The organism is Microbacterium sp. SYP-A9085 (assembly GCF_009649635.1).
In the GTDB taxonomy this organism is placed as follows: Bacteria; Actinomycetota; Actinomycetes; order Actinomycetales; family Microbacteriaceae; genus Microbacterium.
The window spans coordinates 96,105-111,391 of the sequence record NZ_WJII01000003.1 but is presented as its reverse complement, the minus strand read 5'-3'; the positions used below and the strand labels follow the sequence as shown (position 1 = coordinate 111,391).

Below are 15,287 nucleotides of genomic sequence, written 5' to 3'. Positions count from 1 at the left end.
ACGTCCGACATTCATACAAAACTGCGATCTCCGAGTATCTGCTCCACCGCGTGCCGGCCGACGGCAGCCAGAGCGGGATGATCGTCGCTCGCCCCCAGCACCGCCGACGCCATACCCGCGGCCCACGCGCGCGCACGGCGCCACGTCGCGGCATTCGCCCCGGTCAGCGTCGTGTACCGGTCGACGAAGGCGCCGCGCCCGGTAGGGGTGAAAGTGAGCCACCCGGTCGCCAAGTCGGTGGCGGGATCGCCGGCCGTGACGTCGCCGAAGTCGATCAGCGCAGTGAGGCGCGCGTCGACGCACAGCATGTTCAGCGGATGCGGGTCCCCGTGGAGCCACCTCGCCGGCCCCGCGTATGCGTGGGCCGCGGCATCCGGGTCGAACGCGGCGCGCAGCTGGCCGGCCCGGGCGAACGATCCCGCCCGCATCCGCGCACGGATCGCCTCGCCGCGCGCCGCCAACGGCACTCCGCGCACCGGATTCGCGGGCGCGTCGGCATCGGCCGGCACGTGCAGCGCCGCCAGCGCCTCCGCGAGCGGCACCGCCCAGGCATCCCGCACCGACGGAAGGACGGATGCCGCGACCTCACCCCGCAGCCACGGGACGACCGACCACGACCAGGGGTAGAAGGCGGTCGGGCGCCCGACCCGCAGCGGCACCGGCACCGCCAGCGGCAACAGGGGAGCGATCCGTGGCAGCACCCGCTGCTCATGCTCCACCAGCACGGCGGCAGCCGCCCGGCGCGGCACCCGCACGGCCAGGTCGTGTCCGAGCCGCACCATGACGTTGTCCCAGCCGTTCGCCGCGATTCGCATCGGCCTGCCCAGGAGGTCGGGATGCTGCGCCCCGAGCAGTCGCGCCACGAGGCCGAGATCCACCTCGACCTCCGCCTCCGGGATCCCCGCCACCGTGACAGCGTACTGGCGCGAAACGGTGCCGGCCGCCGGCGGTGGAGAACTCAGCTCATCCGTCGCGCAGGCACCGGATCCGGCCCGATCCTGCATGGGCGCCGTCGGTTTCGGCGGAGTCCTGGACGGTCAGTGCAGCGTGCCGCCGGGCGCTGCCGCGTCCTCGCGCACATCGAGCGCGGTGCGGGCGGCGATCATGAGCGCCCGCGCGATCAGGGCGATGAGGGCGCGCAGCCGCTGCGCGGCCCCGGAGAACGTGACCGGGAGCACGTCGACGACGAGCGGCTCCCGCCGCCCCCACAGCGCAGGGACCAGGCGCACGGCGTCCCCGGACGGGTTCGCCGCGTCACCCGCGTCCGGCGCGAAACCGGTGAGGAGCACGCGCGGCATCAGCGTCGGCTTCCGGCGGCGTCGTCTCGCTGTGCCCGCTCGGCGATCGGAGCGGTTCCCCGACTCCGGCACCCGCCGGCACCAGCACTATCTCGCCGGTTGCTATGCGGGCGCGCTGCAGCACGACATCCACGACCGAACTGGGGTCGGCCCGCAGTCCGTCGACCACCACGGTCACGAGAGGCCCGCCCAGCTGCACCCGCATCCCGCCGTTGCGGGCCCCGAGCACCACACCGCGGAACGTCTGCCCCTCCCGGCCGTGCAGCACCGCCGCCTCCACGCGGTCGATGCTCGCGGCATCCATCCGCCCGGCCAGCCCGTTGCTGCGCCCCATGATCTTCGGCAGATCGGGCAGGCTCTCGCGCGCCCACGCGGGGACCTCGCGTCCGTTCGCGAGTGCCTCGCACACCACAAGCGACCAGCGGTCCACGAGTCGCCGCAGCGGCGCGGTCGTGTGCGCGTACGGCGCGGCGATCGCCGACTGCATGGTGTCCTGAGGGATATCCCCGTCGAATGCGGTGTAGCCGGCGCCGCGGAACAGCCGGGTCGCGGCATCCCGGATCGCGAGCGTCTTCGCGTCGGCGCCGGTGAGCCCCCGCAGGTACTGCCCGTACCCGATCCCGTCCGACCATGGCCGCCCCAGCGCCACCGTCTGCGCGCGGAACGCGGCGATGTCATCCGGGTCCGCCTCCGGCATGGTGCGCAGGATCCCGACCCGACCGGCGATCATGATGTCGGCCGCCGCCATCCCGGTCAGCAGCGACACCTGCGCGTTCCAGTCCTCGATCGGCCGGGTCGGGCGCCGCTGCAACTCGTAGCCGCCGGGTACCGCGACCACCTCGATCTCCGGCGAGTTCAGGCTCGCCCCGCCCCGCTCCTGCTCGCGCTGCGCGCGCTGATCGCCGAACCAGGCCAGCGCCGCCAGCGACGGGGGAGCCGATCCGTCCTCGACGGCGCGCTGCGCGTCCGCGTACGTCCACTGCCGCCGCGAGCGCACGACAGCCCGGGTGAGGGTCACGTTCACCGGCTCGGCGCGCTCGTCCAGCTCGAAGCGCCATACGAACGCGCGGCGATCCTGATCGGGCAGCAGCGACGCCGCCCCTTCGCTGAGTACCCGCGGGTGCAGCGGGATGGTCCCGTCCACGGCGTACAGCGTCTCACCACGGGCGCGCGCCGCCGTATCCACCGCCCCGCCGGGGGCCACGAACGCGGGCACGTCCGCTATCGCATAGTGCAGGATGCCGCCGCCCGGCCTCCGTTCCAGGTGCAGCGCCTGATCGAGGTCGCGGGTGCCGGGGGGATCGATGGTGAGGAACTCGACATCCCGCAGATCCGCGAGCGCGTCGCCCGGCGCCGCGCTCACCGAGCGGGCGGCGGCCCCGGCCTCCGCCTCCACCGCCGGGTCGAAGTCGCCCGGCAGCTCGAGCTCGCGGCGCAGCGCGGACAGGGCCGCGGCGAGAGCGTTCTCGGCGGCCGCGGAGACGAGGCGGGGACGACGACCGGTCATCCGGTCAGTGTACGGCGGCGCCGGGCGAGAGATCCGCCGCCGTACGGCGGCGCCGGGCGAGAGATCCGCCGCCGTACGGCGGCGCCGGGGCGCGGCATCCGCCGCCCCTACACTGGGGACCGTGGTCACTCGTCTATCGAAGTTCTTCGTCCGCACGCTCCGGGAAGACCCCGCCGACGCGGAGGTCGCCAGCCACCGGCTGCTCGTGCGCGCCGGCTACATCCGCCGGCAGGCCGCCGGCGTGTTCGCGTGGCTGCCGCTGGGGCTGCGCGTCAAGGCGAAGATCGAGCAGATCATCCGCGACGAGATGGATGCCGCCGGCGCGCAGGAGGTCCACTTCCCCGCGCTCATGCCCCGCGAGCCCTACGAGGCGACCGGCCGCTGGGAGGAGTACGGCGATCTGCTGTTCCGGCTACAGGACCGCAAGGGCGGCGATTACCTGCTTGCCCCGACCCACGAGGAGGCTTTCACCCTGCTCGTGAAGGACCTGTACTCGTCGTACAAGGACCTGCCGCTGTCGATCTACCAGATCCAGGACAAGTACCGCGACGAGGCCCGCCCGCGCGCGGGCCTGCTGCGCGGCCGCGAGTTCACGATGAAGGACGCGTACTCGTTCGACTACACGGACGAGGGCCTGGATACCTCCTATATGGCGCAGCGCGATGCGTACGAGCGCATCTTCGCGCGCCTGGGCCTTGAATACGTGATAGTGCAGGCGGATGCCGGCGCCATGGGCGGCTCGCGCAGCGAGGAGTTCCTGCACCCGACCGCGGTCGGCGAGGACACGTTCGTCCGCTCCGCGGGCGGCTACGCCGCGAACGTCGAGGCCTTCACGACGGTGGTCCCCGACCCGATCCCCGTCGACGGGCAGCCGCAGCCTGTCATCTTCGACTCGCCGAACACGCCCACGATCGAGACGCTCGTCGCGCACTCCAACGCCGTGCTCGACGGCGACTACACCGCCGCGGACACCCTCAAGAACGTGGTGCTCGCCCTCACCCACCTGGACGGCACCCGCGAGCTCGTCGTCGTGGGGCTCCCCGGGGATCGGGATGTCGACGACAAGCGCGCCGAGGTCGCCTTCGCACCCGCCGAGGTCGAGGCGGCCACTCCCGAGGACTTCGAGCGCAATCCGCTGCTGGTGAAGGGCTACATCGGACCCTGGTCGCAGACCGGCCCGGTGCTCGGCGAGGAGTCGGCCACCGGCATCCGATACCTGCTGGACCCCCGGGTCGTGGACGGCACCAGCTGGATCACCGGCGCCAACATCGATCAGAAGCACGTGCACTCGCTCGTGGCCGGGCGGGACTTCACCGCCGACGGCGTCGTCGAGGTCGCGAGCGTGCGCGAGGGCGATCCCGCCCCCGACGGCTCGGGCCCCGTGTCGCTCGCGCGCGGGATGGAGATAGGGCACGTGTTCCAGCTCGGCCGCAAGTACGCGGACGCGCTGGGTCTGAAGGTGCTGGACGAGAACGGCAAGCTCGTCACCGTCACGATGGGCTCGTACGGCATCGGCGTCACGCGCATCCTCGCTATCATCGCCGAGCTCAACAACGACGCGAAGGGCCTGGTCTGGCCGGCCTCGGTCGCCCCGTTCGACGTGCACGTGGTCGCCACGGGGAAGGATGCCGCGGCCTTCGCGCTCGCCGAGCAGCTGTCCGCGCAGCTCGAGTCCGCGGGTCTGGACATCCTGTACGACGACCGGCCGAAGGTCTCGCCGGGCGTGAAGTTCGCCGACGCCGAGCTCATCGGCGTGCCGCGCGTGCTCGTGTCCGGCCGCGGCGCCGCCGACGGCCAGGTCGAGCTGTGGGACCGGCGCACCGGCGCCCGCGAGACGCTGTCCGCCCCCGACGCCGTCGCGCGCCTCACCGCCTGACCCCCGCGCCGAACCCACCCGTGGTTGCCGAACCCACGCGCTGCAGCGAGTGGGTTCGGCAACACGGGGTGGGTTCGGCGGGCGCGCGCGGCCGCGGCGCACGCGGCGTGGGAAGGTGGAAGCATGGCTGAGCACAGGATCCCCGCGGCGGTCACCGAGAAGCTGCGGCAGGTGATGGATGCCGCCGGCATCACCGAGCAGCGCGACCTCGTCGCACGGATCCTCGCCACCGGGATCGGCCTGGGCCTTGACGACACCGACCGGCTCGACCTGAAGATCAGCTCGGCCGCCCTCGGCGAGATGCGCGCGGCGTTCGAGCTTTTCGCGCCGTTCCGCGACGTGCCGAAGGTCACGGTGTTCGGCTCGGCCCGCACGAAGGACCACGACCCGCTGTACGGGCAGGCCGTGCACGTGGCGGCCGCCCTCGCGGAGCAGGGCTGGATGGTGGTCACCGGCGCCGGCCCCGGCATCATGCAGGCCGCCGCCGAGGGCGCCGGCCCCACGCTGTCGATCGGCGTGTCGATCCGGCTGCCGTTCGAGGAGAAGCCGAACGCCATCGTCGCCTCCGAGCCCAACCACGTCGCGATGAAGTACTTCTTCACCCGCAAGCTCATGCTGATGAAGGAGTCGCGCGGGTTCGTGTGCCTGCCCGGTGGGTTCGGCACGATGGACGAGATGTTCGAGCTGCTCACGCTGCAGCAGACCGGCAAGGCCGAGCCGATGCCGATAGTGCTGCTGGATGCGCCGGGCGGCTCATATTGGACGGGGCTGGCGGCGTTCGTGACCGAGCACCTGGCCGCCGGCGGTTACATCGCCGCCGACGACCTCGACCGGGTTCTGGTCACAGACTCGGTGGAGGCGACCGTCGCCGAGATCACCGGCTTCTGGCACAACTACGACTCGCTGCGCTGGGTGGGCGACCACCTGGTGCTGCGGCTTCGCCACGAGCCCACGGATGCCGAGATCCAGGCCCTGAACGACCGCTTCGGCCACCTGCTGCGCTCGGGCCGGATCGAGCGCTCCGCGCCGCTGTCCCCGGAGCGCGCCGATGACGACCGCCTGGACCTGCCCCGGCTGATGCTGGACATGGACCCGTTCCAGGTCGGCGACCTGCACCGGCTGATCCGGGTCATCAACGCGCTGGCATCCGCGGCCTGACCGGCCGCCGGCTCCTGGCCCGCGTCCACGGGACCGACCTATCATGGGGCCGGTGGTCGCGACGGGCAAGGCACGCAGGTGGAGCGTCCTCCCGCGCCTGCTCGCCCAGGCGCCACCGCGGCTGCTGATCGTCGTCGGCATCGCCATCGCCGTGCTCGGCGTGCTCATCGTCGCCCGGCCGCTGACCTCTCTGCTGCTCCTGGGCGTCTACGTCGGTGTCAGCGCGATCGTCTCGGGCGTGCTCGAGCTCGTCTCTGCGCACCGCTCCCCGGACTGGTGGACGCGGCTGTTCGGCATCGCGTGGATAGCCCTGGGCCTCGTGGTGCTGATCTGGATCGGCGCGAGCCTGAACCTCCTGCCCAGCATCCTCGCCATCCTGCTCCTGCTCGGCGGCGTCGACTCGCTCGCGGAGGCCGTCGTGCGGCGCCGGCGCGGCGAGCGGGTGCGCGCCAGCAGCCGGGTGCTGGCGGCGGTCTGGGGCGGCGCGCAGGTGGGCCTGGGCGTCCTGTCCCTCACCTGGCCGGACGTCACGGTCCTCGCGGTCGCCGTCGTCTTCGGCGTGCGCACGCTCCTGTTCGGCGTCGTCCAGCTCGCCCGCGGCGTCACCGCGCTCGCCCGCCGTCCGGATCGCGGCGGACCCGCGTCCTGGATCCGCCGCCCGCACGTCACGCTGCTGGACGCGGGGCGGTACGCGCTGGCGGTGCTGCTCGTGGTCGTGACGGTCGCCGGCGGGTTCCTGAACGTCTGGCTGCAGGACGGCGCCCCGGTCGTCGACGCGTTCTACGACCCGCCCGCGGTCCTCCCGTCCGGGCACGGACAGCTCATCCGCGCCGACGACTACGTCGGCACGCTGCCGCCGGGAGCCGCGGTCAAGCGGATCCTGTACACCACCACGGATGCGCACGGGGTCCCGGTCGCCGCGAGCGGGCTCGTGATCATCCCGGATGCCACGCCGTTCGCGCCGATGCCGATAGTGCTCTGGAACCACGGGACGACGGGGGTGGCCCGCGGTTGCGCGCCCAGCCTGCGCGACGCGTCGGCGACCCGCTGGGCCATTCCCGCCCTGGATTCCGCTATCGCCCACGGATGGATCGTCGTCGCCCCGGACTACGCCGGCCAGGGCGCCCCCGGCGTCTTCCCGTACCTGATCGGCCGCGGCGAGGCGCACTCGGCGCTGGACGCGGTCCTGGCCGCGCAGCGGCTGCCGCACGTGTGGCCGTCCGACGAGGTCGTGGTCTGGGGGCACTCGCAGGGCGGGCACGCGGCGCTGTGGGCGGCGCAGACCGCGCGCACATACAGCCCGGGCCTGCGCATCCTCGGCACCGCCGCGCTCGCACCGGCCGCCGAGCCGCAGGCGCTCGCGCGGGACCTCGCCGCCGGATACGCGAGCGTCCAGCTGACGGTGCTGACGGCCTGGGTGCTCGTCCCGTACTCCGAGACGTACCCCGATGTGCGCATCGTCGACTACGTCTCGCCGGGCGCCCGCGCCATCGTCCGCGAGATGGCGCAGCGCTGCCCCACCGAGCCCGGCGTCATAGTGTCGGTGGTCGCGGCACTGGGTGTCGCGGAGGATCGACCCCTGTACATCGGCGACCTGACCGCCGGCGCGCTCGGCCGGCGGCTGGGCGAGAACGGCGCGAGGGGCGCGTGGAGCACGCCGCTGCTGATCGCGTGGGGCCAGCGCGACCAGGTGATCCCCTCCAGCCAGCAGGTGGCGTTCGTGAAGCGGCTGTGCAAGGCCGGCAACAGCGTGCAGTGGATCGACTACTCCACAGTCGGGCACCAGGACATCCTGCAGCCGGCGTCGCCGCTGCTGCCCAAGCTCGTCGACTGGACCGCGGGCCTGTTCGCGCACCGCACCCCTCCGCGCTCGCAGTGCTGACGCACCGGCATCCTCACAGGTCTGCCCATCGCGGCATCCGGTAGCGTGGTAACGATGTCGGCGCGCCCGCGCGCCTGCGAAAGCTGAACATGGGAGGTCGCGATGGATATCGATCTGGGACTGCTGCGGACGGTCGAGCGCGAGAAGGAGATCCCCTTCGACGAGCTCGTGCGCATCATCGAGCAGGCGATCCTGACCGCCTATGCCAAGCACACCTCCACCGCGGGCACCCTTCCCGACGGCGCCCGCGCGCTCCTTGACCGCAAGACCGGACACGTCGCCGTGTACATCCCCCTCCTGGACGACGAGGGCGCGGTGATCGGCGAGGAGGAGAGCACCCCCGAGGACTTCGGCCGCATCGCCGCGTTCGCCGCGAAGCAGGTGATCAGCCAGCGGCTGCGCGACATCGCCGACGATGCCGTGCTCGGCGAGTTCCGCGGCAAGGAGGGCGACATCGTCGCCGGCGTTGTGCAACAGGGACCGAATCCGCGAATGGTGCACGTCGACCTCGGCACCGTCGAGGCCATCCTGCCCCCCGAGGAGCAGGTGCCCGGCGAGGACTATGCGCACGGCGCGCGCCTGCGCGTGTACGTGACGAGCGTGGCCAAGGGCCTGAAGGGCCCGTCGATCACGGTGTCCCGCACGCATCCCGGCCTGGTCCGCAAGCTGTTCGCCCTCGAGGTGCCCGAGATAGCCTCCGGTCTCGTCGAGATCGTCTCCCTGGCCCGCGAGGCCGGCCACCGCACGAAGATCGCCGTCCGGGCCAATGAACCGTCCGTGAACGCGAAGGGCGCGTGCATCGGCGAGATGGGACGCCGCGTGCGCGCGGTCACCGAGGAGCTCAGCGGCGAGAAGATCGACATCGTCGACTACGACCCGGAGCTCGCGCGCTTCGTCGCCAACGCCCTGTCGCCGGCGAAGGTCACCTCCAGTTTCATCCTGGATGCCACCACCAAGGCGGTGCGCGCGCTGGTGCCGGACTACCAGCTGTCGCTGGCGATCGGCAAGGAGGGCCAGAACGCGAGACTGGCCGCCAAGCTCACCGGAGCGAAGATCGACATCCAGCCGGACTCGGTCCTCGACGAGGCCTGACCGGGCCGGGCGCCGCGGTGCCGGGGTGTAGAATGGAACCTGTACGAACGTGCGTCGGCTGCCGCCGACGCTCCCCGCGGTCCACGCTCCTCCGGGTCGTGGCGGTCGATTCCCGGCTCGTTCTTGACGAGCGTGCGGTGATGCCCGGGCGGGGAGCGTGGGTGCACGACACGCAGGAGTGCCTGGAGGCCGCGATGCGGCGCCATGCCTTCGTACGCGCATTGCGTGTGTCAGGCCCGCTTGACACGCAGACCATCGAACAGCACATCCAGCGAAAAGGCTGAACGGCTATGGAATCAAAGTGAACGGCTCGAAATGAGACCCGTCCGCAAGTAACGGTCTGCCCTGCCTGGGGGAGACCTCAGACAGGAGAATTGTGGCAAAACCACGCGTGCACGAGATTGCTTCCGAGCTCGGCGTCGACAGCAAGGTCGCCCTCGCGAAGCTGAAGGAGCTCGGCGAGTTCGTCAAGAGCCCGTCCTCGACCATCGAACCTCCGGTGGCCCGCAAGCTCCGTGCCGCCCTCGCGGCGGACGGCGCGAAGACCTCCGGTGACGGCGGCAAGCCCGCCGCGAGCGCACCGGCCAAGGCCGCCGGCGCCAAGGCCGCCGGTGCAGGATCCACCGGCGCCAAGCCCGGCCCTGCGCGCCCGGCCGCGCCCAAGCCGGCGGCCGCGAGCGCGCCCGCGGAGGCCCCAGCCCCCGCAGCACCCGCCGCCCCGGCAGCACCCGCCGCGCCCGAGCCGGCCGCGGCATCCGCCGCGCCCGCCCCCGACGGCAGCGGTTCGGCGCCCGCCCCGCGTCCGGGCGGCGCCCGCCCCGGGAACAACCCGTTCTCGTCCGCGCAGGGCATGGGCCAGCGTCCGGCCGGTCCCCGCCCGGGCAACAACCCGTTCGCCCCGTCGCAGGGGATGGGTCAGCGCCCGAGCCCCGGCAACATCCCGCGCCCCCAGGCGCCGCGGCCGCAGCCGCCGCGCCCGGGTGCCCCGCGCCCCGGCGCTCCGCGTCCCGGCGCGCGTCCCGGCGGCGCCGGCCGTCCCGGTCGTCCCGGTGGCGGCGCCCCGTTCCAGCAGCGTCCCGGTCGTCCCGGTGCCGGCGCCGGAACCGGTACCGGTACCGGCGGCGGTTTCGCCGGTCGTCCCGGGGGCGGCTTCGCCGGCCGCCCGGGTGGCGGCGGCCGTGGCCGCGGACCCGGCGGCGGCACCGCCGGCGCGTTCGGCAAGGGCGGCGGCAAGTCGAAGCAGCGCAAGTCGAGGCGCGCGAAGCGCCAGGAATTCGAGATGCGGTCGGCGCCGGTCGTCGGCGGCGTCAACGTCCAGAAGGGCAACGGCGAGATCATCCGGCTGCGCCGCGGCGCGTCGATCTCCGACTTCGCCGACAAGCTCGAGGCGCTCAAGGGCTACACCGTGCAGCCCGGCACGCTCGTGACGATCCTTTTCAACCTCGGTGAGATGGCCACCGCGACCGAGTCGCTGGACGAGGCCACGTTCGAGGTGCTCGGCGAGGAGCTGGGCTACAAGGTCCAGATGGTCTCGCCCGAGGACGAGGACAAAGAGCTCCTGGAGGGCTTCGGTCTGGACCTCGAGCAGGAGCTGGCCGAAGAGGACGACGCGGATCTGGAGATCCGGCCCCCCGTGGTCACCGTCATGGGCCACGTCGACCACGGCAAGACCCGTCTGCTGGACGCCATCCGGCAGACGAACGTGGTCGCGGGCGAGGCCGGCGGCATCACGCAGCACATCGGCGCGTACCAGATCTGGACCGAGCACGACGAGATCGAGCGGGCCGTCACATTCATCGACACTCCCGGTCACGAGGCGTTCACCGCCATGCGTGCCCGCGGCGCGCAGGTGACCGACATAGCGATCCTCGTGGTCGCCGCCGACGACGGCATCATGCCGCAGACGGTGGAGGCTCTGAACCACGCCCAGGCGGCCGGCGTGCCGATCGTGGTCGCGGTGAACAAGATCGACAAGCCCGACGCGAACCCGGCCAAGGTGCGCCAGCAGCTCACCGAGTACGGGCTGGTCGCCGAGGAGTACGGCGGGGACGTCATGTTCGTGGACGTGTCGGCGCGCGAGAACATCGGCATCCAGGAGCTCCTGGACGCGGTGCTGCTGACCGCGGATGCCGGGCTCGACCTGCGGGCCAACCCGAACAAGGACGCCCGCGGCGTCGCTATCGAGGCGAAGCTCGACAAGGGCCGCGGCTCGGTCGCCACGGTGCTGATCCAGTCCGGGACGCTGCGCGTCGGCGACGCCATCGTCGCGGGCACCGCGTACGGCCGGGTCCGCGCGATGGTGGACGAGAACGGCGACGCGGTCGAGGAGGCTGCCCCGTCCCGTCCGGTGCAGGTGCAGGGCCTGAACTCGGTGCCGCGCGCCGGCGACACGTTCATCGTGACCGACGAGGACCGCACCGCCCGCCAGATCGCCGAGAAGCGCGAGGCCGCCGAGCGCAACGCGCAGCTCGCGAAGGCCCGCAAGCGCATCACGCTCGAGGACTTCACGAAGGCTCTCGAGGAGGGCAAGGTCGAGTCGCTCAACCTCATCATCAAGGGCGACGTCTCCGGTGCCGTCGAGGCGCTGGAGGAGTCCCTGCTGAAGATCGAGGTGGATGACTCCGTCCAGCTGCGGATCCTGCACCGCGGTGTGGGTGCCATCACCGAGTCGGATGTCGACCTGGCCACGATCGACAGTGCGATCATCGTCGGGTTCAACGTCCGGCCGGACCAGAAGGCCCGCGAGCGCGCACAGCGCGAGGGCGTCGACATCCGGTTCTACTCGGTGATCTACTCGGCACTGGAGGACATCGAGAACTCGCTGAAGGGCATGCTCAAGCCCGAGTTCGAAGAGGTCCAGTCCGGTGTCGCCGAGGTCCGCGAGGTGTTCCGCTCCTCGAAGTTCGGCAACATCGCCGGTGTGCTGGTGCGTTCGGGAACAATCACCCGCAACGCGAAGGCCCGCGTCATCCGCGACGGCGTGGTCGTCGCCGACGGCCTGGCCATCGAGTCGCTGCGTCGCTTCAAGGACGACGTCACCGAGGTGCGCACGGACTTCGAGGCCGGCATCGGCCTGGGCAAGTACAACGACATCCAGGTGGGCGACGAGATCGAGACCATCGAGATGGTGGAGAAGCCCCGCGGCTGACCCCGCCGCTGACGGATCGTGAGGGGGCGCCCCGGCGCCCCCTCACGCACAGGAGGAATCATGGCTACAGAGCGACAGGCGCGCCTGGCCGACCGCATCCGCGTGCTTATCGCGCAGCGGCTGGAGAAGGGCCTGCGCGACCCCCGGCTCGGGTTCGTCACCATCACCGACGTGCGCGTGACCGGTGACCTGCAGCACGCCTCGGTGTTCTACACGGTGCTCGGCGACGAGAAGGCGCGCAACGACACCGCCGACGCGCTGCGGGCGGCCACCGGGATGCTGCGCAGCGAAGTCGGCCGCGGGCTCGGCGTGCGGCTCACCCCGACGCTGGAGTTCATCGCCGACGCCATCCCGGAGAACGCGGGCCACATCGAGGACCTGCTGCGCGAGGCGGCCGAGCGCGACGCCGCCGTGGCGGGCCTGGCCGTCGGCGCCGCGTACGCCGGCGACGCCGACCCGTACCAGAAGCCCCGCGAATACGACGACGTGCAGTGACGCGGCGCCCCCTCAGTGGGGGAGCCGCAGCATCCCGTCCCGGGCCTCGATGAGCCCATCGGCGATCAGCGAATCGATGGCCCGATCGCGCTGACGCGCATCCGGCCAGTCCGCGATCACGTCGGCCTGGCCGACGGTGTGGGCCGCGGCATCCCGCAGCACCGCCAGCACCGCCCCGCGCGCCTGCCGGTCGCTGCCCTCGTACCGCGCCTGCCGGCGCCGCGTGTCGCCGGTGTCCGGGTACCCGGCCGCGCGCCACGCGCACACATCCGCGATCGGACAGGCGCCGCATCGCGGCGCGCGGGCCGTGCACACCACGGCACCGAGCTCCATCGTCGCGGCGTTCGTCGTCGCGGCATCCGCGTCGCCCGCGGGGAGGGCGCCCGCCATCCGCGTCAGATCGTGTGCTGACGGCGGACCGGGCTGCGACCGTCCGTCGAGGGCGCGCGCGAGGACGCGGCGGGTGTTCGTGTCCACGACCGGATGCCGGTCGCCGAACGCGAACACCGCCACGGCCCGGGCGGTGTAGTCGCCGACGCCCGACAGCGCACGCAGCGCATCCACGTCGCGCGGCACCGTGCCGCCGTGCTGCTCGGCTATCTGCGCGGCGGCGCGGTGCAGCCACAGCGCGCGCCGCGGATACCCGAGGTTCGCCCACTGGTGCACGGCCGCCGCCGGCGGCTCGGCGGCCAGCGCGGCGGGCGTCGGCCACCGGTTCAGCCACGCCTCCAGGTGCGGGATGACGCGGGACGCCGGCGTCTGCTGCAGCATGAACTCGCTCACGAGCACACCCCACGCGCCGTACCGCTCGTGGAACGCCGCGCGCCGCCACGGCAGATCCCGCGCCGCGGCACGGTACCAGGCCACCAGCGGCGTCGCGAGATCGGGGTCGGGCACGGCATCCACCCTATGCAGTCCGAATACAGTGGAGGCATGCGCCTGCCGATCACGCCCGTCAACACGCTGCTGCGCGACCTGCGCGGACAGCTGCGGCAGAACCATCCGGGCGGGCGCCTGCTCGTGGCCGTCGACGCGCTGCCGAGCGTTGCCACTGCCGCGTTCGCGGACGCTTTCGCCGACGTCGTCGCGGAGGACGGCACGGCCGTGTTCCGTGCCGGCGCGGACGGATTCCTGCTGCCGCCGAGGGCGCGCCCCGGGCACTCCCGCGAGCCCGCCTGGTTCGACGAGGAGACGTTCCGGCGGGTGCTCGTCGATCCGTTCCGCGGCGGCGTGCACACCTCGGCGACGACGGGCTTCCAGCTGGCCGCGTGGGATCCGCGCCGCGAGCGGCCCGCCGAGGCCCGCTGGGTGACGGCGCCCGAGGACGCCGTGATCGTCGTGGACGGGCCGTTCCTGAACACGCCGGCGCTGCGCGGCATCTGGCACTTCTCGGTGTGGCTCGAGGTCGCCGACAGCGCCCTGGCCGCCCGCGAGGGCCGCTCGATGGACGCGCCGTACAGCCGGACCGAGCTCGCCTACCTGCGCGAGCAGCCGGTGCAGCGCGCGTCGGCTTTGGTCGACGTGACCGATCCGCAGCATCCGGTCCAGGTCTTCCGGGACTCCTGCTGATGGCGCAGCCGGACGGCATCCTGCTCGTGGACAAGCCGGGCGGGATCACCAGTCACGACGTCGTCGCCCGCGCGCGCCGGGCGCTGGACACCCGGAAGATCGGTCACGCCGGCACCCTGGACCCGATGGCCACGGGCCTGCTGATCCTCGGCGTGGGCGCCGCGACCCGCCTGCTCACGTTCGTCGTCGGGCTCGACAAGGACTACACCGCCACTATCCGGCTCGGCGCCGCCACCGACACCGACGACGCCGACGGGCAGATCACGGCCACGGCTGCGGCATCCGCCCTCGCCGCCGTCACCCGTGAGCGCATCGACGCGGGCGTCGCCGGCCTGACCGGGCCCATCGCGCAGGTGCCCAGCCGTGTCTCGGCGATCAAGGTCGACGGCCGCCGCGCGTACGATCTTGCGCGGGCGGGGCAGGATGTCGCGTTGAAGGCCCGCGACGTCGTCATCTCCTCGTTCGACGTGCTCGCGGTCCGGGACGGCGACGGATGCCGCGACGTCGACGTCGCCGTCACCTGCTCCAGCGGCACCTACGTGCGGGCGCTCGCCCGCGATCTGGGCGAGCACCTCGGCGTCGGCGGGCATCTCACGGCCCTGCGGCGCACCCGCATCGGCCCGTTCCCGGTGGCGGACGCGGCATCCGCCGACGACCTCGCGCACGCCCCGCTGTTGCCCCCCGCCCGCGCCGCCGCCCTCGTGATGCCCGAGGTGCACCCGGACGCCGACCAGGCGCGGGACCTGCGCCACGGCAAGCGCGTCCCGGGACTCGCGGACGCCTTCACCGGACCGCGCGCCGCCGCTGTCGACCCGGAGGGCCGGCTCGTCGGCGTGATCGAGCGGCGCGGCGACGACGTGAAAAGCGTCATGAACATGCCCGAGGAGAGCGCATGATCCTGTGGTTCACGATCGTCACGGTGGCCGTCGCGGCGATCGGCGGCGTGCTGTGCGTCGTGCTCGGGCTCGCTGGGCGCCGGCCCAGCGACCTGACGGTCGGCGCGGTGGCCGTGCTCGAGGTGCTGCTGATAGCCCAGGTCGTCATCGCCGTCGTCGCGCCGCTGGCCGGCAACCCGCCCACCGGGAGCCTGCTCGAATACTGGGTGTACCTCGTCTCCGCGGTGCTGCTGCCGCCGGCGGGCGTGGTCTGGGCGCTGCTGGAGCGCAGCCGCTGGAGCACCGTGATCATGGGCATCGCCGCCCTGGCGGTGGCCGTGATGGTGTGGCGGATGCAGGTGATCTGGACGATCCAGCTCGCCTGAG

General features: G+C 72.7%; 14 protein-coding genes. 10 read left to right on the top strand and 4 right to left on the bottom strand.

Annotated elements, in window-relative coordinates; translation table 11 throughout:
* Positions 1 to 11: 11 nt before the first annotated feature.
* The 3 genes from GH740_RS08265 to GH740_RS08255 all read right to left on the bottom strand — a co-directional run bounded on the left by GH740_RS08265 (position 12) and on the right by GH740_RS08255 (position 2,805).
* Entirely contained in the window at positions 12 to 908 is an 897-nt protein-coding gene (locus GH740_RS08265) for an aminoglycoside phosphotransferase family protein (protein ID WP_367641145.1), read from the bottom strand.
* 129 nt (positions 909 to 1,037) lie between these two features.
* Complete coding sequence (locus GH740_RS08260; protein ID WP_153745648.1) at positions 1,038 to 1,298, bottom strand: hypothetical protein; 261 nt, start codon at positions 1,296 to 1,298, stop codon at positions 1,038 to 1,040.
* Positions 1,255 to 2,805, bottom strand: coding sequence for an RNB domain-containing ribonuclease (locus tag GH740_RS08255; protein WP_153745647.1), 1,551 nt, complete (start codon positions 2,803 to 2,805; stop codon positions 1,255 to 1,257). Before GH740_RS08255 ends, GH740_RS08260 begins: the two co-directional genes overlap by 44 nt.
* A 121-nt stretch (positions 2,806 to 2,926) precedes the next feature.
* On the opposite strand from GH740_RS08255, the gene GH740_RS08250 reads away from it, so the two are divergent.
* The 7 genes from GH740_RS08250 to rbfA all read left to right on the top strand — a co-directional run bounded on the left by GH740_RS08250 (position 2,927) and on the right by rbfA (position 12,456).
* Entirely contained in the window at positions 2,927 to 4,681 is a 1,755-nt protein-coding gene (locus GH740_RS08250) for a proline--tRNA ligase (protein WP_367641142.1), read from the top strand.
* Positions 4,682 to 4,804: 123 nt separating this feature from the next.
* Positions 4,805 to 5,839, top strand: a complete 1,035-nt coding sequence (locus GH740_RS08245; RefSeq protein ID WP_153745646.1) for a TIGR00730 family Rossman fold protein — start codon at positions 4,805 to 4,807, stop codon at positions 5,837 to 5,839.
* 52 nt (positions 5,840 to 5,891) lie between these two features.
* On the top strand, positions 5,892 to 7,721 hold the full coding sequence (locus tag GH740_RS08240) for a lipase family protein (protein WP_367641140.1): 1,830 nt from the start codon (positions 5,892 to 5,894) through the stop codon (positions 7,719 to 7,721).
* Between the two features lie 102 nt (positions 7,722 to 7,823).
* Positions 7,824 to 8,813, top strand: coding sequence for a transcription termination factor NusA (gene nusA / locus GH740_RS08235; protein WP_153745644.1), 990 nt, complete (start codon positions 7,824 to 7,826; stop codon positions 8,811 to 8,813).
* Between the two features lie 32 nt (positions 8,814 to 8,845).
* Positions 8,846 to 9,097: a YlxR family protein gene (locus tag GH740_RS08230; RefSeq protein WP_153745643.1), complete on the top strand. Its 252-nt coding sequence runs from the start codon at positions 8,846 to 8,848 to the stop codon at positions 9,095 to 9,097.
* 92 nt (positions 9,098 to 9,189) lie between these two features.
* On the top strand, positions 9,190 to 11,961 hold the full coding sequence (infB, locus tag GH740_RS08225; protein ID WP_367641137.1) for a translation initiation factor IF-2: 2,772 nt from the start codon (positions 9,190 to 9,192) through the stop codon (positions 11,959 to 11,961).
* 60 nt (positions 11,962 to 12,021) lie between these two features.
* Positions 12,022 to 12,456, top strand: a complete 435-nt coding sequence (rbfA, locus tag GH740_RS08220; protein WP_153745641.1) for a 30S ribosome-binding factor RbfA — start codon at positions 12,022 to 12,024, stop codon at positions 12,454 to 12,456.
* A gap of 12 nt (positions 12,457 to 12,468) precedes the next feature.
* On the opposite strand, the gene GH740_RS08215 is transcribed toward rbfA, so the two are convergent.
* Entirely contained in the window at positions 12,469 to 13,353 is an 885-nt protein-coding gene (locus GH740_RS08215; RefSeq protein ID WP_367641135.1) for an A/G-specific adenine glycosylase, read from the bottom strand.
* Between the two features lie 36 nt (positions 13,354 to 13,389).
* On the opposite strand from GH740_RS08215, the gene GH740_RS08210 reads away from it, so the two are divergent.
* Genes GH740_RS08210 through GH740_RS08200 form a run of 3 tightly spaced genes read left to right on the top strand, consistent with a single transcriptional unit; the run spans position 13,390 to position 15,286 of the window.
* The gene (locus GH740_RS08210) at positions 13,390 to 14,025 is read left to right on the top strand and encodes a uridine kinase (RefSeq protein ID WP_153745639.1); all 636 of its coding nucleotides are present in this window, start codon (positions 13,390 to 13,392) and stop codon (positions 14,023 to 14,025) included.
* Positions 14,025 to 14,921, top strand: a complete 897-nt coding sequence (gene truB, locus GH740_RS08205) for a tRNA pseudouridine(55) synthase TruB (protein WP_153745638.1) — start codon at positions 14,025 to 14,027, stop codon at positions 14,919 to 14,921. Before GH740_RS08210 ends, truB begins: the two co-directional genes overlap by 1 nt.
* Positions 14,918 to 15,286, top strand: a complete 369-nt coding sequence (locus GH740_RS08200; RefSeq protein WP_153745637.1) for a hypothetical protein — start codon at positions 14,918 to 14,920, stop codon at positions 15,284 to 15,286. Before truB ends, GH740_RS08200 begins: the two co-directional genes overlap by 4 nt.
* Position 15,287: the final 1 nt, after the last annotated feature.